We start from the raw sequence: 19814 nt of genomic DNA, 5'->3' as shown, positions 1-19814 counted from the left end.
CCTAGCCCTCCTTGGGAAAACCGGGATCAGGCCGCCCGGCCATGACCGCGCGCTGCGCAGGCGTCGGCGGGCCCGCCGTCATCCATTGGTCCATCGCCTCGGGGTCAGAGCGGGACCAGACCTTCGGCTCATGGGTTGCCTCGTCAATCTGCTGCACCTCAGACGTGAACTCGATCACGAAACCGGACGGTGAGACAAAATAGGCGAATGGATTGTTCCCCGGCCCATGCCGCCCCGGCCCCCAGCTAGGCACCTGCCCCTTCTGCTTCATCCGGCCAATGCCGCGCATGAAACTGTCGATGCCGGGCATCTCGAACGCCACATGGTTGATGGAGGGATATTGCGCGCGCACCAACGCAATCGCGTGGTGATCGCTGCCGATGCGCAGGAAAACCATCTGGTCGGCAGAGTAATCGCTGGTGCGAAACCCCAACATTTCCTCGTACCACGTCTTCATGCCGTCCATATCCGGCGTGTTCAGCACCACGTGGCTGATCTTGCGCGGATAGGCGTGGACGTCATCGGCTTTGCGCAGCGCCACGTCAGCGGTGATGCGCAGGCGGCGTGCGTCGGGGTCGACGACCTCGAATCCATAGCCGCCGAACGGGCCGTCGAATTCAGCCGGCGCACCGCGCAGATCCGCCCCCTTGGCTTCAAGCTGCCGGTACAGCGTATCGACGCCCGCCCTGTCGGGCATCCCGAAATGGATATACTCAATGCCATAGGTGGCGTCGTCCTTGAGACCATAGATGAAAGGCTGGTCGCCCGTCCCACGCAGATAGGTGATCCCCTCGTCTTCCTGGGCCACGTGCAGCCCCCATTGGTCGGTATAGAACGGCGTCGTCGCGGTAATGCCTGGCGCGCGCATCACGATACCGCGCAAGTGGTTCAATCGAAGGTCTTCGGTCATTTCAAACTCCCTCAGAGGTGCGGGCGTTGGCCGCTGCCATATGTGTCAGAAGGGCGGTACAGAACGCGCCCGGCTGTTGCAGGTAGACGGCGTGGCCCGCCTGGTCGATTTCGGTAATGGTCGGCTTTTCGGTGTGGACGGTTTCCCAGGCCTCGGCGGCGGCAAGGGTCTGCGCCATGGGTGTTACCCGGTCCTGCGCGCCGATGATGAAGCCCGGGCGCAGGGACACGTGGGACAAATCGCCGGGCAGATCGCCCGAGGCAAGCATCCGCACGGCCTGGGTATAACCCTTCGGGTTCACCTGCCCCATCGCGGCCTCTACCTGCGCGACGAGGTCGGGATGCGCCTCTGGGTCATGGATCAGATTGGCCGCGCGGGCCGTTGCGAAAGCCGCAGGGCCCAGACGGGTCAGATCGTCCAGCCGCGCACCCACTTTTTCGGGAAGAATCCCGCCGCGCGGCACACGATAGCCGGTTGCAGACGCCGCCAGCGTGAGGCTGTGCAGCCGATCCGGGAAGCGGCGCGCGAAGGCGCTCGCAATCAAGGTGCCAAGGGAATGACCCACAAGATGCACCGTCCCATGCCCCATCGCGTCCAGAACCGCCGCCAGTTTGGTGGCGTAATCCTCGGGCAGCGGCCAATCCTCGACCAAGGACGCGGACGCGCCATAGCCGGGCGCGTTCCACGCCAGAAAGTTCAGATCAGCGGGCAAAATGTCGAAGAGCGGTACGAAAGAGGCGGCATGGGACCCGATGCCATGCAAGAACACCACGACGGGCCCCGGCCCGGGGCGCGAAATATAGGAGATACCTTCCGCCGATCCGAGCATCGGCTCAGTCATCGCGGCAGGACCCTGTTTGCAGAGAAGAAGACTGGCCCATTGAGAATGCCTCTATCCGTGAGATCAAGACTATAGTTCATTATTGAACGCCTTGTTCAAAAAGAGTGCCGCCTATACGCCCGCATGTCAAGGCTCAGACCTGAGGCTCTGGCCTTGGTCTTGGCCCAAAGCGCGGGCATTTGCGCGGATCATCTCAAGCATCAGGCTTTGCGCCCTCGTCGGGACCCATTCCACCCGGTACGTCAGCCCGATCTTTCGCCCGGTCCACGAGACATCCGTTTCAAGCCGCACCAAGGCCCCGTTGGAAACCTCGGCCTCTGCTTGAAGGCCCGAGATACAGCCCAACATATCGCTTCGGTTCAAAAGCTCTCGCATCAGCAGGATCGAGCCGCATTCCAGAATGCTATCCGGCGGCGAAAGATCGGCCCCTGCGAAAATTGCATCGAACTGATCACGCGACGGGGTGCCACGCCGCGGCACGACCCACGACGCATCCGTCAAATCTTCCAGCGACGCCACGCCTTTGCCCGCCAGACCATGCCCCGGACGACAAACCACAGACAGATGATCCAGAAAAAGTGGCTCTTGCTGGACGTCGGGGAACGGCTGCGGGTCCCGCAGAGCGCCGATCATGAAGTCCATGTCCCCACGCCGCACGGCGCCGAGGGTTTCGTCATAGGGGCCATCATAGACCGAAACCCCCTGCCGGGGCCGGAGCTTGCGAAACTGCGCCAAGGCCTCCGGCAGCAGGACCGAGCGCGACAGCGGCAAGGTGCCGATGCTGATGGTCCCGGTCTCGCGCCCATCGAATTCGGCCAGATCCGCTTCGACTTGTCGAAGTTCTGCGAACGCCAGGTGCGCGGCCTGCGCCAGATCGCGGCACGGGATGCTGGCAATCAAGCCAAAGGACGTACGCTCGAACAAAGGCTTGCTTGCCTCCTGCTCGACCTGCGACACGGCACGGTGAATGGTGGGCTGCGACACCCCAAGGGCACGCGCGGCGCTTGAAAAGCTCTGGGTTTCCGTGGCCGCGATCACGGCTTGCAGTTGCGCCGCCGTCGCCCGGTGGATCAATCGCGATGAGATGTTCGAAAGGCTTTTGTCCAGGCGCCCCATCGCGCGCCTTATGCGGGTATCAAGGAGTTTGCCCCGCTCCGTCACCTCGAACCCCTGCGGCTTTCGGGTGAACAAGGCACCCCCGGCCTCTCCCTCCAGCTTATGCACGACTTGGGTCACGGCGGGCTGCGATACGTTGCAATACCGTGCCGCCCGCGTGGGGGAGCCCAAATCCACAACAGCCAGAAAGACCCGAAAGTGTCGAAGGTTACGAGAGATCATGGTGCGAGGTAATTCCCAAGAGGCGGGCACAAAATACAACTACTCCTATAGCACAAACTTATCCATTTCGACAGTCTTCCGATTTCCCAAGCCCCCCTGCTTCCAGCAAGCTCTTCCAGTCGACCCCAAACAAGAGGCACCCGATGACAAAGGCAAAATCCGCCCTGATCCTGTCAGCCCATGCGGCTGATTTCGTCTGGCGCTGCGGCGGCGCCATCGCGCTGCACGCAGAGCTTGGATATGACGTGACCATCGCCTGCATGTCCTTCGGCGAGCGCGGCGAAAGCGCCAAGCTGTGGAAGGAGGGCAAGGGTCTGAAAGAGGTCAAGGCGATCCGCCGGGCCGAGGCCGAAGCCGCCGCCGAGGCCCTTGGCGCCGCGCATCTGGAGTGCTTCGACCTGGGCGACTACCCGTTGGAACTGGCGCGCGACGACAAGGACAAACTCGTCGATCTGATCCGGCGCGTGCAACCTTCTTTCATGATGAGCCACAGCCAGTATGACCCCTACAACACCGACCACATGTACATGACGCAGGTAGCGCTGGAGGTGCGGATGATCGCGCAGGCCTGGGGGCATAATCCCGGTGAGAAGGTCCTTGGCGCGCCGCAACTCTACCTCTTCGAGCCGCACCAGACCGAGCAGATGGGCTGGAAACCGGACACCTTCCTCGACATCACGCCGGTTTGGGACAAGAAGCGTGCCGCGATGGAATGCATGAACGGCCAAGTGCATTTGTGGGACTATTACACTCGTGTCGCTCAGCAGCGCGCCAACCACTTCAAGCGCAACTCCGGCGGGCAATCGGGCGGGCGCGACTGCAAATATGCCGAAGGCTTCCAGTCGATCTTCCCCCGCACGGTGGATGAGCTATGAGCGGGATCGTAAGGCAAAAAATCGACCGCACGGACGCCGACGTCATCGAAAGGCTTGGCCGCGCAGGCGTGGCGACGGTTCATGAAGCGCAGGGGCGCACCGGCTGTTTCGCGCCGTATATGCGCCCGATCTGGCGCGGCGCGCAGATTGCGGGGTCTGCCGTCACCATCAGCGCCCCACCCGGTGATAATTGGATGCTGCATGTGGCGATCGAGCAAGTGCAGCCGGGCGATATCCTTGTCCTTGCCCCCACCTCGCCGTGCACAGACGGCTATTTCGGCGATCTTCTGGCCACCTCGGCCATGGCGCGGGGCTGCCGCGGGCTGGTGATCGACGCGGGCGTGCGGGATGTGCGCGACCTTGAGCAAATGGGGTTTCCGGTCTGGTCCAGGGCGATCTCGGCCCAGGGCACGGTGAAAGAGACATTGGGCTCGGTCAACGTGCCGGTGGTCTGCGCCGGGCAAGCGGTCGACGCAGGGGACGTGATCGTCGCCGATGACGACGGTGTGGTCGTGGTGAAACGCGCTGACGCGGGCAGCGTGGTAATCGCCGCCGAAGAGCGCCTTGCCAACGAAGAGGCCAAGCGTCAGCGCCTGGCGGGCGGGGAGTTGGGCCTCGACATGTACGACATGCGCGGACGGCTGGCCGAGAAAGGGATACGCTATGTCTGACGGCGTGCGCTGCATGTGGATGCGCGGCGGCACCTCGAAAGGCGGGTACTTTCTGGCCGATGACCTACCCCACGATCGCGACGCCTTCCTGATGCGTGTCATGGGCAGCCCCGACCCACGCCAGATCGACGGGATGGGCGGGGCCGATCCGCTGACTTCGAAGGTCGCCGTGGTCAAGCGATCCACGCGGGCCGGGGTCGATGTGGACTACCTGTTCTTGCAGGTGGGCGTGGATGAACCACGCGTCTCGGACGGTCAGAACTGCGGAAATATCCTGGCGGGCGTCGCCCCCTTCGCCATCGAGCGGAGGGTGGTCGCGGCCCAAGACGGCCAGACCCGCGTGGCGATCTATATGGAGAACACCGGCCAGACGGCGATTGCCACGGTGCAGACGCCCGGCGGCGTGCCCTGCTACGCCGGTGATGCCGCGATTGATGGCGTGCCGGGGACGGCCGCACCCGTCCCGTTGGAATTCGTGGGCACGGCGGGATCCACCTGCGGGGCCCTGCTGCCGACGGGCAACGCCGTGGACGTGATCGAGGGCGCTGAGGTCACGATGATCGACAACGGCATGCCCGTAGTCGTTCTGCGTGCCACTGACATGGGGATCACCGGAGAGGAGCCGCGCGACGCGCTGGACGCTGATATCTTCCTGAAGGCCCGTCTGGAGGCGATACGGCTGGCCTGCGGCCCGCTCATGAAGCTTGGGGATGTGACCCACAAGACGGTGCCGAAAATGACCATGGTCAGCCGCCCGCGCCACGGCGGCGCGATTTCGACCCGCTCGTTTATCCCGCATCGCTGCCACGCCAGCATCGGCGTGTTGGGGGCGGTCAGTGTGGCGACGGCTTGTCTGTTGCCCGGATCCCCTGCGGCAGCTCTGGCAGACGTGCCGGACGGGGCGTCCAAGACCCTGCCTATCGAGCACCCCATAGGCGAAACGACGATTGTCGCGCAGCTGGACAACGGCGACGTTACCTCTGCCGCGATCCTGCGCACTGCGCGCAAGCTGATGGACGGCTACGTATTTACTTGAGGAGAGCCCACCATGGACGACGATCTGCCTTTCCACACCTCTCCCAACGGGCCGTTTCTCACGCCGCCCGCAGGTGTGGGCGATGCCTCCGAAGAACAGCCCATTGCCCTGCGCGATCATCTGGAACTCTGGCAAAGCTTCGTCGGGGCGAACTTTCGGGGCAGCCGCCTGACCGAAAGCGTCGACGCCTTAGCCCTTGCGACTGCGGCCACCATAGCCCCGGTCATTCAGGTCCCCTATCGTTCCCGCATCATGCGTTGCGTTGAAGCGGCCGGCATTCCGGTCAATCAATAGGGCCGACGCGCTGGCCGGGGCGATCTTGGCGGCGCATTACACCAAAGGAAAGGGTGGCGATGTTCACGGAATTGAAAGCGGCAGACGGCCACGTTCTGGAGTGCTGGATGCACCCGGCCCAAGGCTTACGCAAAGGCGGCATCGTGATCTTGCAAGAGATCTTCGGCGTCACCGACCAATTGAAAGGCGTTGCGACACGCTACGCCGCGCTTGGGTACGAGGTCGCCATCCCGGCGCTGTTCGATCGGCAGGAAAGAGGCATGCTGGTGCCGTTCGATCAGGCGATCAAGGGGCGGGACATGATGCTGGCCTCGGACCTGTCGCAGACGATGATGGATGCGGACGCTGCCGTGCAGGCCTTGGGCGGCAAAGTCGCGGTGATCGGTTTTTGCTGGGGCGGCGGCCTTGCGATCCACGCCGCGCAAGTGCTGGATATTGTGGGTGCCGTGTCCTTCTATGGCACACGCTTGCCGCAATACATGGACCAGCCCCTGCGCGCCCCGGTCCTTGGCCACTTCGGCACTCAGGACCACCACACACCCCCCGAGTTGATCTCGGAAGCGCGCACCGCCTGGCCGCAGATGGAAGTGCATATGTACCCCGCCGGTCACGCCTTCGCCAATGACGCGCGCCCCTCATACGTCGCGGATGCCACCGCCACCGCCCACGCCCGGACCGAGGCCTTTCTGGCGCAACGCCTATGCTGAAACAGATCGCATTCATCGGGATGGGCGAGGCAGGCTCGGCCCTCGTGCAGGGCTGGGGCGCGGCGCGCGCCGGTCAGATCCGTGCCTATGACATCAAGTCCGACGATCCGGCCACGGCAGCCGAGATTGAAACGCGCTGCGCGGAACTGGGTATCCACACCTGTGCTTCGGCTGCCGAGGCCGTGGCGGAGGCCGACATGGTCATTTGCACCGTCACCGCGGACCAGGCCGGGATCGCCGCGCAAACAGGCGCAAAGGCCATCACGGCGGGCACGTATTGGCTGGACCTGAATTCCTGCGCGCCCTCATCGAAGCGCACTTCGGCCAAGGTGATCGAGGCGGCAGGCGGGCGCTACGTGGACGTCGCCGTCATGGCGCCTGTGCACCCAAAAATGAACCTCGTGCCCTGCCTGATCGCGGGCCCCCACGACGTCACGGACATGCTGCGGGACCTGCCGATGAACGTGCGCCGGGTCGAGGGGCCGGTGGGCGCGGCGTCCGCCATCAAGATGATCCGCTCGATCATGGTGAAGGGGCTGGAGGCGTTGACGGCGGAATGCACGCTGGCCGCCGTGGCCGCAGGGGTCGAGGACGAGGTCTTCGGGTCGCTGTTGAAAAGCCACCCCGGCACCGATTGGCCCCGCGCCGCCGCCTACAATTTCGAACGCGCCATCCAGCACGGAGAACGCCGCGCAGCAGAGATGACGGAGGTCGCAAAGACGCTTGCGGATCTGGGCTTGCCTGCGGACGTCAGCGAAGCCACGATCCAGTGGCAACAGCGGCTGGCCCGTGCAGGCGTACCCGTGCCGGAAGCCCCGCCGGAAGAAGGCCCACTCGACGTGGCCCGAGCCCTGCTGGAGGCGTTGCATCGCCCCTAACACATAAGAGCAGCCCTTCGCCTGTTGACCGTTAACGTCGTTAACCGTCGGCCAGCGAGGCGAGGATCGGGCAATCGGGCCGGGCATCGCCCGCGCAGGTCTCGACCAGATGAGACAGCGTTGCGCGCATGTCTGTCAGCGCCTCGATCTTGGCGTCGATTTCGGCCAGATGTGTCTCTGCCACTGCCTTTACCTCCGCCGAAGACCGCCCCGCATCCTCATACAGCGCCAGAAGAACGCGGCAATCGGCGATGGAAAAACCCAGCGCCCGCGCCCGCCCCAGAAACGCAAGTTTGTGAAGGTCCTGCGCGCTGAAATCCCGGTACCCATTGGCACCGCGACCCGGACGGATCAGGCCGATGTCTTCATAGTAGCGAATGGTCTTGGCAGACAGCCCGGCGGCCTCTGCGACGTCCTTGATATTCATCACACCCTCGCTTTCTTCATTCACCCATCTTCTTGAGCCGCAACGCATTGCCCAGGACCGAGACGCTCGACAACGCCATCGCCCCCGCCGCGAAAGCGGGCGACAGCAAAAGGCCCGTCGCCGGATAGAGCGCGCCCGCCGCCAAAGGGATCAGCGCCGTGTTATAGGCAAACGCCCACCCAAGGTTCTGGCGGATATTGGCCATCGTGGCGCGCGACGCCTCGATGGCCGTGGCCACCCCGCTCAGGTCGCCAGACATCAGCACCACATCCGCGCTTTCAATGGCCACGTCCGTTCCAGTCCCGATCGCGATGCCCACGTCAGCCTGCGCAAGGGCGGGCGCATCATTGATCCCGTCGCCCACAAAGGCAACCGGCCCATGCGCGCATAACTCCTTTATGGCGTTAACCTTTCCGTCAGGCAAAACCTCCGCCACCACCTCGTCGATGCCGACTTGCGCCGCAATCGCCATTGCCGTGGCACGTTTGTCGCCCGTGATCATCGCCACCCGCAAACCTTGGGCCCGCAACGCCTTGATCGCCGCCGCACTTGACGGCTTGACCTTGTCCGCCACCGCGATCATCGCAGCCAAGGCACCGTCGATAGCGACAAATACCACCGTCTCACCGCGCGCGGTATGTTCGACCTCGGCCTGTGCGAGGGGCGTCGTATCGATCCCCTCCTCTGCCAGGAACCTGTCAGAGCCGACCGTCACCTTGGCTGTACCGACTTGCGCCCGCAGCCCCTTGCCGGGCAGGACCTCAACCTCGCTGGCGGCGAACACCCCCTTGGCCGCCCGCACGATGGCGCTGGCAATCGGATGCTCGGACGCGGCTTCGGCGGCGGCGGTCAACGCAAGGACGGTCTCTCGGGTGACGCCGTCCACCAGCAGCACATCCACCACTTCGGGCCGCCCTTCCGTTACCGTACCGGTCTTGTCCAAGGCAACCAGTTGAACTTTGCTAAGGCCCTGCAATGCCGCGCCTTTTCGGAACAGAACACCCAGTTCAGCCGCCCGCCCCGTACCCACCATGATCGAGGTCGGCGTTGCCAGCCCCATGGCGCAGGGACACGCGATGATCAAAACACTGACCCCGGCGATCAGCGCGTAGGTCAGCACCGGATCGGGGCCGAAGATCAGCCAGGTCGCCACCGTCAGCGCAGCCACGACCATGACGGCGGGCACGAAATACATCGTGACCCGGTCCACCAGTGCCTGGATCGGAAGCTTCGCGCCCTGGGCCTCTTGCACCATGCGGATGATCTGCGACAGCGTGGTATCCGCGCCCACGCGGGTTACCCGGACTTGAAGCGCGCCGGCCCCGTTCACCGTGCCCCCCGTGACCAGGCTCCTCTCTGATTTCTCGACCGGAACCGGCTCTCCGGTAATCATCGCCTCGTCCACGAACGAGGTGCCTTCAACGACTTCGCCGTCCACTGGCACCCGTTCTCCGGGGCGCAAAACGACGATGTCGCCCACGACAATCGCGTCGATCTCGATATCCTGGGTCACCCCATCGCGCAGCACCCGAGCCTCGCGCACCTGCAAGCCAATGAGCGCGCGGATCGCGGCGCCGGTCCGGCCCTTGGCGCGGGCCTCCAAGGCGCGGCCCAAAAGGATCAGCGTGACGATGACGGCGGCGGCCTCGAAATAGACGGCGCGCGAGGCGGCTGGCAGCATTGCGGGTGCAAATGTAGCCAGCGTCGAATAGCCAAACGCCGCCCCCGTCCCCAACGCTACAAGGCTGTTCATGTCCGGGGCCGCCTTCAGCAGCGCGGGCACGCCCAGGCGATAGAACACCCGGCCCGGCCCCACGAGCACCAGCGCCGTCAAGGCAAACTGAATGAACCAAGAGCCCTGCTGTCCGATTGTTGCCGCGATCGCGTGGTGGATTGCTGGCACCATATGCGCGCCCATCTCCAACACGAAGACCGGCAGTGTCAGGGCCAGCGCGATCCACATGCGGGTGAAGGCATGCTGTGTTTCATCGGTCTTGTCGGGGGCCTGCGCAGAGGTGCTGACGATCACCTGCGCCGGGTAGCCCGCATCGGTGGCGGCGCGCGCCAACACCTCTGCGGTGACATCCTGGTCGTTGTAGGTGATCTGTGCCGTCTCTGACGCAAGGTTGACGGCGACCTCGCCCACGCCCGGTACGGCTGCCAAGGCACGCTCCACCCGGCCCACGCAAGACGCGCAGTTGAGGCCTTGGACCGACAGGCTGACGGAAGTGGACGACATGGCAGATTCCCCAATGGTGTATCCATCATATAGGCCTTCCAGTAACTGGAAGCTCAACCCCTCCTCGATTCAGATGTCGAAAGACATGTCAGCGCTGTTCAGGCGCGATTTCCGGCCGCATGACCCATCGATCCCTCAACGTGGTCATCGCCGCCCCCACGTTCCGCAGCGGGTGTAAAGTGAAGCAAGGTGGGCCTTACGTGACCCGCTGCCGCGTCGTGTATTCCGGCGCATCCCAAAGCCTGTCACGCAGAATTTCCGACATGATATCGACAGCTTGAGAGATATCATCCGAATCCAGATAGAGTGGCGTGAAGCCAAAGCGCATGATATCCGGCGCGCGAAAATCGCCGATCACCCCGCGCGCGATGAGCGCCTGCATGGCGGCGTAGCCCTGCTCGAAATGGAACGAAACCTGACTGCCGCGCGCGCTGGCATCGCGGGGGCTGGCAAGGGTCAGTTCCGGACAGGCGACCTCGACCTCTGCGATGAACTGCTCGGACAGCGCGATGGAGGCCGCGCGGATATCGCCCATGTCGACACCATCCCAGACCTGCAAGGCACGCTCCAGTGCGGTCAGTTGGATCACCGGTGGGGTGCCCACGCGCATCCTCTCGATGCCTGCGCCGGGGCGGTAGTCGAGGTCGAAGGCGAACGGCGCCTCATGGCCAAGCCAGCCCGCCAACGCGGGGTCAACGTCATGAACGATGTCGGGGCGGACGTAGATAAAGGCAGGCGCGCCGGGGCCACCGTTAAGATACTTGTAGGTACACCCCACGGCGAACTCGGCGCCCGATCCTGCCATATCCACCGGAAGGGCGCCCGCAGAATGGGCCAGATCCCAGATCATTACCGCCCCAGCCGCCTGCGCTTTCGCGGTGATCGCGTCCATGTCATGGACGCGGCCCGTGCGGTAATCGACTTGGGTGATCATCACGGCAGCGACGCTATCGTCAATCGCGTCCGACACTTCCTGCGGGGCCACGACGCGCAGCTCATGGCCCGCGTCCAACTGCCGGATCAAGCCCTCTGCCATATAAAGATCGGTGGGGAAATTGCCGCTATCCGACAGAACCACCTTGCGTTCGGGCCGCATCTGCAACGCCGCAGACAGCGCTTGGTAGACCTTCAGCGACAGCGTGTCGCCCATCACGACCGAGCCCGGCTCCGCCCCGATCAGACGCCCGACCATATCACCCACGCGCGCGGGCTGCGCCATCCAGCCATCGACGTTCCACCCCTTGATCAGATGCGCGCCCCATTGGTCGCGCATCATCCGGGACACCACCTCTTCCACGCCCACGGGCAGCGGCCCGAGGGAGTTTCCGTCAAGGTAGATCATCCCCTCCGGCAGGACGAATTTCTCTTTCATCGGCAAACTCATAGCTGCCCCCTCACGTTCCAAAGTTCCGGAAACAGTTCCACTTCCAGCATCCGGCGCAGATATGCCACGCCCGAGGTGCCACCAGTACCACGCTTGAAGCCGATCACGCGCTCGACGGTGGTGACGTGGTTGAAGCGCCAGCGGCGAAAGTAATCCTCCAGATCAACCAGCTTCTCGGCCAATTCGTATAGTGTCCACTGGGCTTCCGGGTCGCGATAGACCTGCGCCCAGGCGTCCTCGATTGCCGGTTGCGCGACGTGGGGCGTATCCAGCGCCCCGCTTGGAAGATCGCGCCCCAACGCCTCGCCCAACCGCGCAACGGCGACGTCGTAAAGCGAAGGTTGTGTCAGCTCTTGCGTCAGCATTCGGTGCAGATCCACGCGGTGTTCATGCACCCGCATCATTGCCGTGTTCCGGTTGCCCAGGATGTATTCGATCAGCCGATACTGGTGCGATTGGAAGCCGCTGGATTGGCCCAGGTCCTCGCGAAACTCGGTATAATCCGACGGCGTCATGGTGCGCAGCACGTCCCAGGCATTGTTGAGCTGCTCAAAAATCCGCGCGACACGGGTCAGCATCTTGAAAACGGGCGGGAAATCACCGCGCGTCAAGGCGGTGCGGGCGGCGTCCAACTCATGCAGCGCCAGGCGCATCCACAACTCCGAGGTCTGATGCTGGATGATGAACAGCATCTCGTCATGGGCGGTAGAAAGAGGTTTGGACGCGCCAAGGATCGGATCCAGCGACAGGTAATCACCGTAGCTCATCGCGTCCTTGAAGGACATGCGCGCGCCGTCGTCTTCGGGATTTTCGGCCATGGGCTCCTCCGATTGCCCCCCGTTCCTATCCGTCGCGCAGCAAGCCGTCCAGTTCAGCCGCCCACAGCCACGCCGATACGGTCCCGGGCGGGACCAAAGAGGCAAGCGGCAGCCAGGATCAGACCCGAGACCACCGCCACCATCCCCGCCGCCGAGACCGAGCTTTCCGCCCCGATCCAGAGCGGTCCATACCCTGCCAGCACGTAGCCGAAGATCGCCGAAAGGGTGGCGAACGCAAGGCTCCACGCGACCTGCACACCCAGGCGATTGGTCATCAATCGGGCCGCGGCGGGGGGACAGATGAACATGGCGATCACGATGATCGAGCCCACCGCATCAAACGCCGCTACGGCGGCGGCGGCGGCGGAGGCCACAAGCCCCAGCCCGATCAACGTGACCGGCAGGCCCAGGGCCCGCGCAAAACCCTCATCAAAGCTCGACAGCTTGAGCGGCCGCCAGAAGACGGCCGTCAACGCCGCGATGATCGCGAAAACGATCACCATACGCGTCAGTTCGGGCGGCAGATACGAGAGCGCGACAAGATCCAGCAGCGACCCCCAGCCGTCGGCGCGAAGCCAGATCAATTGCTCCAGATTGCCCATCAACGCGTGTTCCACGTCCAGATGCACCGAGGACGTGTCCGATTGCTCCAGCAACAACACGCCACCCGCGAAGAGTGAGGTGAAGATGACGCCCATCGCCGCCCCCGGTTCGATCTTGCCCAATCGGCGCACCGCCTCGATCAGGATCACCGCGACAAGCGCCGCACCTGCCGCCCCCAACAGCATCGGCCACGTCCGCACGGTTCCGGTGATCAGGAACGCCACCACGATGCCCGGCAGCACCACGTGGCTGATCGCGTCCCCGATCAACGCTTGGCGGCGCAGGATCAGGAAATTGCCCGGCAGCGCGCAGGCCATGGCCGCGAAAATGCCGATGAGGATGGGGGTTAGGGAAAACTGGACGAACTCTGATCCCATGTCACACACGCCTCGGCAGGGCCGCATCGAAATGGGCGATTTCATCGGCAGTGAAGACGTCTTCGATTGGCGTGAGGCCATCATAGCGGCCCGTCAGCGCGGTATCGTAGTGTTGTTTTCGGGCAATCGACCAGCGTCGCTCGTCGCGCGAGATTTTCGCACCCGCCGCGTGGCCTGCGTCCGTGGCGACCCCGTCAGCCCGCATAAGCCCCTCCCGGTGAAGAATTTTCACGGTGAGCGGATCATGGATCGGCTCGGCCCGGCTCAGCGCCAAAAGGCCCTGCCTGCGGTGCACGCGCGTCTGGAAGGCGCGGCGCGACAGAACCGAGGCCAGCACGCCCCGGGCCGGCGCGAACAGCAGTGACAGCGCAAACAGCGCCGCCGAGATCAGCACGATGATCGGCCCCGTGGGCAGCGCGGGCGCCGACGCCGAAAGCGCCGCGCCGACGTAGCCCGACACCGCCCCGATAACACCCGCCGTCCAGACCACCGTCTCTGCGCGCTCGGACCAGAAGCGCGCCGTGACGGGCGGGATGATCAACAAGGCCACGATCAGAATAAGGCCCACCAACTTCAAGCCGATCACCGTGACGGCCAGGACAAGGCCCATCATGGCAAGATCCACGCGGCGCACATCCACACCGCGCGCGGCGGCGAACCCCGGATCAAAGGCGACCATCGTCATCGGCCGCCGCAGTAGCCAGATCAGCGCCACCACCACCGCGCCGCCGCCCGCGATCAGTATCGCGTCTTGGAACAACATCCCGGCGGTGGACCCCAGAAGAAAGCCCTCAAGCCCTGCCTGTCGTCCCTGGCTCATGGATTGGATGACCGTCAGCAACACGATGCCCAAGCCAAAGAAAACCGACAGGACCGCGCCAATCGCCGCGTCCTCGGACAGGCGGGTGCGCTGAACCAACCAGCCGACGGCAAGAAGTCCCAGCCACGCGGAAAGGGCAGACCCGATCAACAAGCCCGGCAGGCTGCGCCCATCCCCGCCCAAGGCGACCATCACGATGAAGGCAAGACCCACGCCCGGAAGCGTCGCGTGCGCCACGGCGTCGGAGACAAGGGCCCGTTTGCGCAGGAACAGGAAGCTGCCCCCTGCCCCGGCCGCAAAGCCCAGAAGCGCCGCCCCCACGGCGACAAGCGCCGCGTTATAGCCCGCTTGCAGGAACAGGGCTTGCAGGAAACCGGACATCAGACCCCCGACTTTTTTGGGGCCGCTGTCAGCGCGAGACTGTCGATCTGGACCGCCCCAAGGCGCCCGCCGTAGGTCTCCGACAACGTGTCGGCGGTGAAGGCCGTGGCCACTGGCCCCTCGGCGATGCGGCGCAGGTTCACCAGCAGGACATGGTCGAAATAGGCGGTCACCGTCGACAGGTCATGGTGCACGGCAATCACGCTGCGCCCCTCGGCGCGCAGGGATTTCAACACGTCGATGATCGCCGCTTCCGTGGCCGCATCGACACCCGCGAAGGGCTCGTCCAGCAGGAAAAGATCAGCGTCCTGCGCCAAGGCACGGGCGAGGAAGACGCGCTGCTGCTGCCCGCCGGAAAGCTGGCCGATCTGACGATCCGCGAAATCCGCCATGCCGACGCGGTCCAGACAGGCCCGCGCGCGGGCCTTGTGGGCGCCGCTGATCCGACGCCATAGGCCAAGCTGCCCGTATAGGCCCATCAGCACCACATCGATGGCGGTTGTCGGAAAATCCCAGTCCACCGACGCGCGCTGCGGCACGTAGGCGATACGGTCGCGGGCACGCGTGACCTCGCGGCCGAAGACAGTGACCTCGCCGGAAACTCTGGGGATCAGGCCCAACGACGCCTTGAGAAACGTGGATTTGCCCGCCCCGTTTGGCCCCACGATGGCCGACATGGCGCCCGCAGGGAACGTCGCATCCAGCGAGAACAGCGCCGGTTTTTCGCCGTAGGACACCGTCAAACCCCGCACCGCAAGCGGGCTGGCGGGGTCAAGGGTCGCGGGCGATTGCAGCACTTTCAGATCTGTCATTCCAGTAATCCTTGCATGCCGCCTTCGGGCGCATCGCCACCCAGTGCACGGGCGATGGTGGTGACATTGTGGTCAATCATACCGATCCAGGTGCCTTCATAGGTGCCCTCTTCGCCCATGGCGTCGCTGAAAAGCTCTCCGCCGATCACAACCTCATGGCCGCGTGCGGCGGCCCCCTCGATCAAGGCGCGGATGTTACGATCCGAAACCGAGGATTCCACGAAGACCGCGCCGACGTCGCGGCTAACCAGAAGATCCACCAACTCTCCGATCCGTTGCAAGCCTGCCTCGGATTCCGTGGAAATCCCTTGAATGCCAATGACTTCATAGCCGTAGGCCGCACCGAAATACCTGAACGCATCGTGCGCCGTCAGCAACACCCTGGAGGCCTCCGGGACAGAAGCGAGGGCCGTGTTGCTATAGGCGATCAGCGCTTCGATCTCGGCCCCGTGGGCACTTGCATTCGCGGCGAAGGTTTCGGCGGCTTCGGGCAGTGCGTCGCTCAGCGCCCCCTCCACGACTTGCACGACATCCGCCCAAAGCGTGGGGTCCATCCAGACGTGGGGGTCAAAGCGATCCTCGTAACCCTCGGACGTCAGCAAAACGTCGCGCGGAAGCGCCTCGGCCACGGGAATGACGGTGTTGGTTTCGGCCAGTTCCAGCAGGAATTCCTCCATCTGCGCCTCCAGGTAGAGGCCATGCCAAAGGACCATGTCAGCGCGCGCCGTCGCGACAATATCCGAGCGCGTCTGACGGTAGGCGTGCGGATCCACCCCTGCCCCCATAAGTGACTGAACTTCCACGAGATCTCCACCCACCTGCCGCGCAGCGTCGGCGATCATGCCGGTGGTGGCAACGATGGTGAGCGGCTCCTGCGCATGGGCGGGCACCACGAGCGTTACGGTAGCAGCAAGAACGGAAAGCGTGCGGATCATATCTGTGAGACTCCTGAAGGGGATGCCGTCACAGGTGTATATGCGACTTACTCGCATTTCAGTCAAGAAACTTGCGAGTGACTTGCAAAAACAAGATCGCTCAACTGACGTAATGCAAATCCCTGAACTTTGCGCGGAACACTGCCGTCTCCGGCGCCAGATCCTCGGGCGTTTTGCTGCGCAGGGCGCGCGCGATCAGGCTGGCGAGGGTCGCGAGATCATCGCGTCCCTGCCCCACGCCAAAGCGCGTCGTCTCAGGCGTGCCAAAGCGTATCGCGTTCATATCATTGCGGATTTCAGGTGCCGGAATGCCAATACCACAGGCAATGATGCCCGCACGATAGAGGTGTTTGGACGCCACCTGCCCGCCCCCGAAGTCATGGGCAGGCACGGCAAAAGCATGGGACCGGGTGGGGCCGTCGCGCGTCTCGAACACCGGCATTCCGTTGTCCTGCAAGGCCTTGGCAAGGCCCTGAGCGGTCCGCACCATCTCGGCGGCATAGGCCGCGCCGTGGTCCCGCCAATCCAGCAGCGTACGCGCAAGCGCGGCGGATTTGGAGGCATCGAAATTTGCCGTCATGCCGGGAAAAGCAATGGAATCCAGCCGCTTGGCAATGTCCGCGTCGTTGGTGACGATCAATCCCCCGGCAGGCCCGCCAAGGCTTTTGTAGGTGCTCATTGTCATCAGATGCGCACCCGCCCTTCCATCTTCGGGGGCCAGCGGATCAGGCCACGCGCCTCCCGCGAAAAGCCCGCATTGGTGCGCGGCATCCATCAAAACCTTCGCGCCCACGTCATCGGCAATCGCCCGCACCGCCGCCACTGGATGCGGCACCAGGTTCAACGACCCGCCCAAGGTGATCAACGCGGGCCGCTCGCGCGCGGCCAGATCGGCGAGACTGGGTATATCAATGGTATAACAATTCGCATCGATCGGTGCCTCGATGATTCGCAACCCGAAGAGCCCGGCGCAGCCCGCCGTGTGATGGGTGACGTGACCGCCGATGGCGGCAGGCGGCACGATGATCGTGTCACCGGGTGTGCACGTCGCCATGAAGGCGTAGAGGTTGGCCATGGCGCCGGAGGCCACTCGGATCTCGGCGAACTTGGCATTGAAGACCTCGGCGGCAAGCTCGGCTGCGATCACCTCGGCTTCTTCAACGGCCTCCAGGCCCATCTCGTATTTGTCGCCGGGGTAGCCGAGCGAGGGGCGCGTGCCCATGCCATTGGCCAAAAGCGCCTCGGCGGCCGGGTTCATCACGTTGGTGGCCGGGTTGAGGTTGAAACATGCCTGTTCATGGATACGACGGTTTTCGACGCCCAAGGCATCCAGGCGCGCGGCGATCTCGGCGCTGGGGGCGGCGGCCGTTTGTCCGGCAAAACGCTGGACGAGGGTCTCGGATGCAGCGGGCACCCAAGGGCGAAGAGCGAGGGTCATGGGCAAGGCCTTTCTGTCGAACTGGCACCATCATGGCGACTGGACGACGGGCGCGCAAACGAGATAACCTGAAAATCTCAGTCAGAAAACCTAAGCCTATGCCCGTTGCCCCCCATCGTCCCCAAATGCCCCCCCTCAATGCGCTTCGCGCATTCGAGGCCGCCGCGCGTTGCGGCGGGTTTCGGGCCGCCGCGCAAGAGTTGAGCGTCACGCCCGCCGCCGTGTCGCAGCATATCCGCGCGTTGGAAGAGTGGGCCGGGGTGCCGCTGTTCGTACGGCAAAGCAGCGGTGTGCGATTGTCTGAAGAAGGCGCGCGCGTGCAAAGTGCGTTCCGCGACGCCTTCGACGCGCTGGGACTTGCGGTGGCCGAGCTGCGCCGAAGCGCCCCCGCAGGCCCCGTGACCATCGCCACCCTGCCCGCCATTGCGCAGCTTTGGTTGACCCCGCGACTCAAGGCCATCCGCACCGCACTCGGGGCCCGGCAGGTCTCGGTCCATGCGCTGGAAACGGCGCCCAACATGTTGCGTGACCTCTACGATATCTCATTGTTTCTGGGGCCCGCAGAAGGCGGGTCGGCAAAGCTTGGGGTCGTGGCGGCACACGACGTGATCTTCCCGGTATGCGCCCCTGAGATTGCGCATCAGATCACCGCGCCCGAAGATCTTGCCGGGCAGACGCTGCTGCACGACGCCAGTTGGATGCGGGATTGGCGGGATTGGGCGACGGCCTGCGGCGTCCGCCTGCCCAATGCGGAAGACGGGCCCCGCTATTCCCTATATTCGCTGACCCTGGCCGAGGCGAGATCCGGCGCAGGCGTTGCGATGGGCCATGGCTTCCTGGTGCAAGACGCCCTGGCCGACGGCAGCCTTGTACGCCCCTTGCCACAGGACGCGCGGACCGGGCGCGCCCTGATCCTGAGCCTTGGGCCTGCGTTCAGCGCAGCCGACGCGGCGGCGGTAACGGCAGTGTTGACGGCCTAGAGGCGGCGACCCCTGTCGGCATCGAACAGATGCACCGCGCCGGGTTTGACCGACAGCTGCATATTGCCGGTGCCGGCCTCCTTGTCTTTGGGCACCGCGACCGAGAACGCCTGCCCCGACACGTGACCGTGAAGCAGACGCTGCGCGCCCAACTCTTCGATGATATCCACATCGAAGGCGAGGTCTCCGGCCGGATCGGGCCAGGTATCTTCCGGGCGGATACCGACCTGGATCGGGCCGTCATGGCCATCGGCGCGGGCGTGGGGGACGTCTTGGCCGCCTTTCAGCGTGACCGCGCCGCCTTTGGCATCGCCACGCAAAAGGTTCATTGGCGGGGCGCCCATGAAGGAGGCCACGAAGGTGGAGGCGGGGTGTTCATAAATCTCGTTCGGGGTGCCGATCTGCTCAATTGTCCCTGCGTTCAGCACGATGATCCGGTCGGCCATGGTCATCGCTTCGACCTGATCGTGGGTCACATACATCGCCGTGGTGCCAAGCCTACGCTGAAGCGCCCGGATCTCGATCCGCATCTGGTTGCGCAGCTTGGCGTCGAGGTTGGACAGCGGCTCGTCAAACAGGAACAGGTCCGGGTCGCGCACGATGGCGCGGCCCATGGCGACGCGCTGACGCTGCCCGCCCGAGAGTTGCGAGGGCCTGCGGTCGAGGAATTCGTCGAGGTGCAGCATCTCGGAGGCTTCACGGACCTTCGCCGCGATCTGCGCCTTGTCCATGCCCCGGTTCTTCAACCCGTAGCCCATGTTCTGGGCCACGGACATGTGCGGATAAAGGGCGTAGTTCTGGAACACCATCGCGATGTTGCGGTTGGCGGGATCGATGTCGTTGACGATACGGTCGCCGATGGACAGCTCACCTTCGGTGATCTCTTCCAGCCCCGCGACCATGCGCAAAAGGGTGGACTTGCCGCAGCCCGAGGGGCCGACAAGGACCGTCAATTCGCCATCGGGGATGGTGAAGGTCGAGGGCTCCAGCGCCTCGGCGCCGTTGGGGTAGATCTTGCGAACCTGGTTCAGGGTAACTTGTGCCATTTGA

General features: G+C 64.3%; 20 protein-coding genes. 7 read left to right on the top strand and 13 right to left on the bottom strand.

Annotated elements, in window-relative coordinates; genetic code table 11:
* Nucleotide 1 precedes the first annotated feature (1 nt).
* From KUL25_RS03775 to KUL25_RS03765, 3 genes are all read right to left on the bottom strand, one after another.
* Nucleotides 2-910: a VOC family protein gene (locus tag KUL25_RS03775; protein ID WP_257891712.1), complete on the bottom strand. Its 909-nt coding sequence runs from the start codon at nucleotides 908-910 to the stop codon at nucleotides 2-4.
* Nucleotide 911: 1 nt separating this feature from the next.
* Nucleotides 912-1751: an alpha/beta fold hydrolase gene (locus KUL25_RS03770; protein ID WP_257891711.1), complete on the bottom strand. Its 840-nt coding sequence runs from the start codon at nucleotides 1749-1751 to the stop codon at nucleotides 912-914.
* A gap of 126 nt (nucleotides 1752-1877) precedes the next feature.
* Nucleotides 1878-3089 carry a LysR family transcriptional regulator gene (locus tag KUL25_RS03765; RefSeq protein WP_257891710.1) on the bottom strand — a complete coding sequence of 404 codons (1212 nt, stop codon included), beginning with the start codon at nucleotides 3087-3089 and terminating at the stop codon, nucleotides 1878-1880.
* A 143-nt stretch (nucleotides 3090-3232) separates the two neighbouring features.
* On the opposite strand from KUL25_RS03765, the gene KUL25_RS03760 reads away from it, so the two are divergent.
* Genes KUL25_RS03760 through KUL25_RS03735 form a run of 6 tightly spaced genes read left to right on the top strand, consistent with a single transcriptional unit; the run spans nucleotide 3233 to nucleotide 7550 of the window.
* A complete protein-coding gene (locus KUL25_RS03760) occupies nucleotides 3233-3964 on the top strand; it encodes a PIG-L deacetylase family protein (RefSeq protein ID WP_257891709.1) in 732 nt (243 codons plus the stop codon).
* Nucleotides 3961-4635 carry a 4-carboxy-4-hydroxy-2-oxoadipate aldolase/oxaloacetate decarboxylase gene (locus KUL25_RS03755; RefSeq protein ID WP_257891708.1) on the top strand — a complete coding sequence of 225 codons (675 nt, stop codon included), beginning with the start codon at nucleotides 3961-3963 and terminating at the stop codon, nucleotides 4633-4635. The genes KUL25_RS03760 and KUL25_RS03755 overlap by 4 nt, the downstream gene beginning before the upstream one ends.
* Nucleotides 4628-5671: a 4-oxalomesaconate tautomerase gene (locus tag KUL25_RS03750; protein WP_257891707.1), complete on the top strand. Its 1044-nt coding sequence runs from the start codon at nucleotides 4628-4630 to the stop codon at nucleotides 5669-5671. The genes KUL25_RS03755 and KUL25_RS03750 overlap by 8 nt, the downstream gene beginning before the upstream one ends.
* Nucleotides 5672-5683: 12 nt before the next feature.
* Nucleotides 5684-5965 (top strand): hypothetical protein, encoded by a 282-nt coding sequence (locus tag KUL25_RS03745; RefSeq protein WP_257891706.1) that lies wholly within the window; start codon nucleotides 5684-5686, stop codon nucleotides 5963-5965.
* 59 nt (nucleotides 5966-6024) lie between these two features.
* Nucleotides 6025-6672: a dienelactone hydrolase family protein gene (locus tag KUL25_RS03740; protein WP_257891705.1), complete on the top strand. Its 648-nt coding sequence runs from the start codon at nucleotides 6025-6027 to the stop codon at nucleotides 6670-6672.
* Nucleotides 6666-7550 carry an NAD(P)-dependent oxidoreductase gene (locus KUL25_RS03735; RefSeq protein WP_257891704.1) on the top strand — a complete coding sequence of 295 codons (885 nt, stop codon included), beginning with the start codon at nucleotides 6666-6668 and terminating at the stop codon, nucleotides 7548-7550. The genes KUL25_RS03740 and KUL25_RS03735 overlap by 7 nt, the downstream gene beginning before the upstream one ends.
* A 40-nt stretch (nucleotides 7551-7590) precedes the next feature.
* On the opposite strand, the gene cueR is transcribed toward KUL25_RS03735, so the two are convergent.
* The 9 genes from cueR to KUL25_RS03690 all read right to left on the bottom strand — a co-directional run bounded on the left by cueR (nucleotide 7591) and on the right by KUL25_RS03690 (nucleotide 17784).
* Entirely contained in the window at nucleotides 7591-7977 is a 387-nt protein-coding gene (gene cueR, locus KUL25_RS03730; RefSeq protein ID WP_068362180.1) for a Cu(I)-responsive transcriptional regulator, read from the bottom strand.
* A 16-nt stretch (nucleotides 7978-7993) separates the two neighbouring features.
* Nucleotides 7994-10216: a heavy metal translocating P-type ATPase gene (locus KUL25_RS03725; protein WP_257891703.1), complete on the bottom strand. Its 2223-nt coding sequence runs from the start codon at nucleotides 10214-10216 to the stop codon at nucleotides 7994-7996.
* Between the two features lie 196 nt (nucleotides 10217-10412).
* Nucleotides 10413-11588 carry a kynureninase gene (gene kynU / locus KUL25_RS03720; RefSeq protein WP_257891702.1) on the bottom strand — a complete coding sequence of 392 codons (1176 nt, stop codon included), beginning with the start codon at nucleotides 11586-11588 and terminating at the stop codon, nucleotides 10413-10415.
* An 8-nt stretch (nucleotides 11589-11596) separates the two neighbouring features.
* Entirely contained in the window at nucleotides 11597-12418 is an 822-nt protein-coding gene (locus tag KUL25_RS03715; protein WP_257891701.1) for a tryptophan 2,3-dioxygenase, read from the bottom strand.
* A gap of 53 nt (nucleotides 12419-12471) precedes the next feature.
* On the bottom strand, nucleotides 12472-13398 hold the full coding sequence (locus KUL25_RS03710; RefSeq protein WP_257891700.1) for a metal ABC transporter permease: 927 nt from the start codon (nucleotides 13396-13398) through the stop codon (nucleotides 12472-12474).
* A 1-nt stretch (nucleotide 13399) separates the two neighbouring features.
* On the bottom strand, nucleotides 13400-14599 hold the full coding sequence (locus KUL25_RS03705; RefSeq protein ID WP_257891699.1) for a metal ABC transporter permease: 1200 nt from the start codon (nucleotides 14597-14599) through the stop codon (nucleotides 13400-13402).
* On the bottom strand, nucleotides 14599-15411 hold the full coding sequence (locus KUL25_RS03700) for a metal ABC transporter ATP-binding protein (protein WP_257891698.1): 813 nt from the start codon (nucleotides 15409-15411) through the stop codon (nucleotides 14599-14601). The genes KUL25_RS03705 and KUL25_RS03700 overlap by 1 nt, the downstream gene beginning before the upstream one ends.
* Nucleotides 15408-16346: a metal ABC transporter solute-binding protein, Zn/Mn family gene (locus tag KUL25_RS03695; protein WP_257891697.1), complete on the bottom strand. Its 939-nt coding sequence runs from the start codon at nucleotides 16344-16346 to the stop codon at nucleotides 15408-15410. Before KUL25_RS03695 ends, KUL25_RS03700 begins: the two co-directional genes overlap by 4 nt.
* Nucleotides 16347-16446: 100 nt before the next feature.
* Nucleotides 16447-17784: a serine hydroxymethyltransferase gene (locus KUL25_RS03690; protein WP_257891696.1), complete on the bottom strand. Its 1338-nt coding sequence runs from the start codon at nucleotides 17782-17784 to the stop codon at nucleotides 16447-16449.
* Nucleotides 17785-17909: 125 nt separating this feature from the next.
* On the opposite strand from KUL25_RS03690, the gene KUL25_RS03685 reads away from it, so the two are divergent.
* A complete protein-coding gene (locus KUL25_RS03685) occupies nucleotides 17910-18764 on the top strand; it encodes a LysR family transcriptional regulator (protein WP_257891695.1) in 855 nt (284 codons plus the stop codon).
* Here KUL25_RS03685 and ugpC read toward each other — a convergent pair.
* Entirely contained in the window at nucleotides 18761-19810 is a 1050-nt protein-coding gene (ugpC, locus tag KUL25_RS03680) for a sn-glycerol-3-phosphate ABC transporter ATP-binding protein UgpC (protein WP_257891694.1), read from the bottom strand. The genes KUL25_RS03685 and ugpC overlap by 4 nt on opposite strands.
* Between the last annotated feature and the right edge of the window lie 4 nt (nucleotides 19811-19814).

This window comes from Gymnodinialimonas phycosphaerae, assembly GCF_019195455.1.
Lineage (GTDB): Bacteria > Pseudomonadota > Alphaproteobacteria > Rhodobacterales > Rhodobacteraceae > Gymnodinialimonas > Gymnodinialimonas phycosphaerae.
This window is presented reverse-complemented; position numbering and strand designations above follow the sequence as displayed.

Bases quoted from the DNA above. Each gene is read 5' to 3' on its own strand.
- KUL25_RS03775 (WP_257891712.1), bottom strand. From the start codon at position 910: ATGACCGAAGACCTTCGATTGAACCACTTGCGCGGTATCGTGATGCGC.
- KUL25_RS03770 (WP_257891711.1), bottom strand. From the start codon at position 1,751: ATGACTGAGCCGATGCTCGGATCGGCGGAAGGTATCTCCTATATTTCG.
- KUL25_RS03765 (WP_257891710.1), bottom strand. From the start codon at position 3,089: ATGATCTCTCGTAACCTTCGACACTTTCGGGTCTTTCTGGCTGTTGTG.
- KUL25_RS03760 (WP_257891709.1), top strand. From the start codon at position 3,233: ATGACAAAGGCAAAATCCGCCCTGATCCTGTCAGCCCATGCGGCTGAT.
- KUL25_RS03755 (WP_257891708.1), top strand. From the start codon at position 3,961: ATGAGCGGGATCGTAAGGCAAAAAATCGACCGCACGGACGCCGACGTC.
- KUL25_RS03750 (WP_257891707.1), top strand. From the start codon at position 4,628: ATGTCTGACGGCGTGCGCTGCATGTGGATGCGCGGCGGCACCTCGAAA.
- KUL25_RS03745 (WP_257891706.1), top strand. From the start codon at position 5,684: ATGGACGACGATCTGCCTTTCCACACCTCTCCCAACGGGCCGTTTCTC.
- KUL25_RS03740 (WP_257891705.1), top strand. From the start codon at position 6,025: ATGTTCACGGAATTGAAAGCGGCAGACGGCCACGTTCTGGAGTGCTGG.
- KUL25_RS03735 (WP_257891704.1), top strand. From the start codon at position 6,666: ATGCTGAAACAGATCGCATTCATCGGGATGGGCGAGGCAGGCTCGGCC.
- cueR (WP_068362180.1), bottom strand. From the start codon at position 7,977: ATGAATATCAAGGACGTCGCAGAGGCCGCCGGGCTGTCTGCCAAGACC.
- KUL25_RS03725 (WP_257891703.1), bottom strand. From the start codon at position 10,216: ATGTCGTCCACTTCCGTCAGCCTGTCGGTCCAAGGCCTCAACTGCGCG.
- kynU (WP_257891702.1), bottom strand. From the start codon at position 11,588: ATGAAAGAGAAATTCGTCCTGCCGGAGGGGATGATCTACCTTGACGGA.
- KUL25_RS03715 (WP_257891701.1), bottom strand. From the start codon at position 12,418: ATGGCCGAAAATCCCGAAGACGACGGCGCGCGCATGTCCTTCAAGGAC.
- KUL25_RS03710 (WP_257891700.1), bottom strand. From the start codon at position 13,398: ATGGGATCAGAGTTCGTCCAGTTTTCCCTAACCCCCATCCTCATCGGC.
- KUL25_RS03705 (WP_257891699.1), bottom strand. From the start codon at position 14,599: ATGTCCGGTTTCCTGCAAGCCCTGTTCCTGCAAGCGGGCTATAACGCG.
- KUL25_RS03700 (WP_257891698.1), bottom strand. From the start codon at position 15,411: ATGACAGATCTGAAAGTGCTGCAATCGCCCGCGACCCTTGACCCCGCC.
- KUL25_RS03695 (WP_257891697.1), bottom strand. From the start codon at position 16,346: ATGATCCGCACGCTTTCCGTTCTTGCTGCTACCGTAACGCTCGTGGTG.
- KUL25_RS03690 (WP_257891696.1), bottom strand. From the start codon at position 17,784: ATGACCCTCGCTCTTCGCCCTTGGGTGCCCGCTGCATCCGAGACCCTC.
- KUL25_RS03685 (WP_257891695.1), top strand. From the start codon at position 17,910: ATGCCCCCCCTCAATGCGCTTCGCGCATTCGAGGCCGCCGCGCGTTGC.
- ugpC (WP_257891694.1), bottom strand. From the start codon at position 19,810: ATGGCACAAGTTACCCTGAACCAGGTTCGCAAGATCTACCCCAACGGC.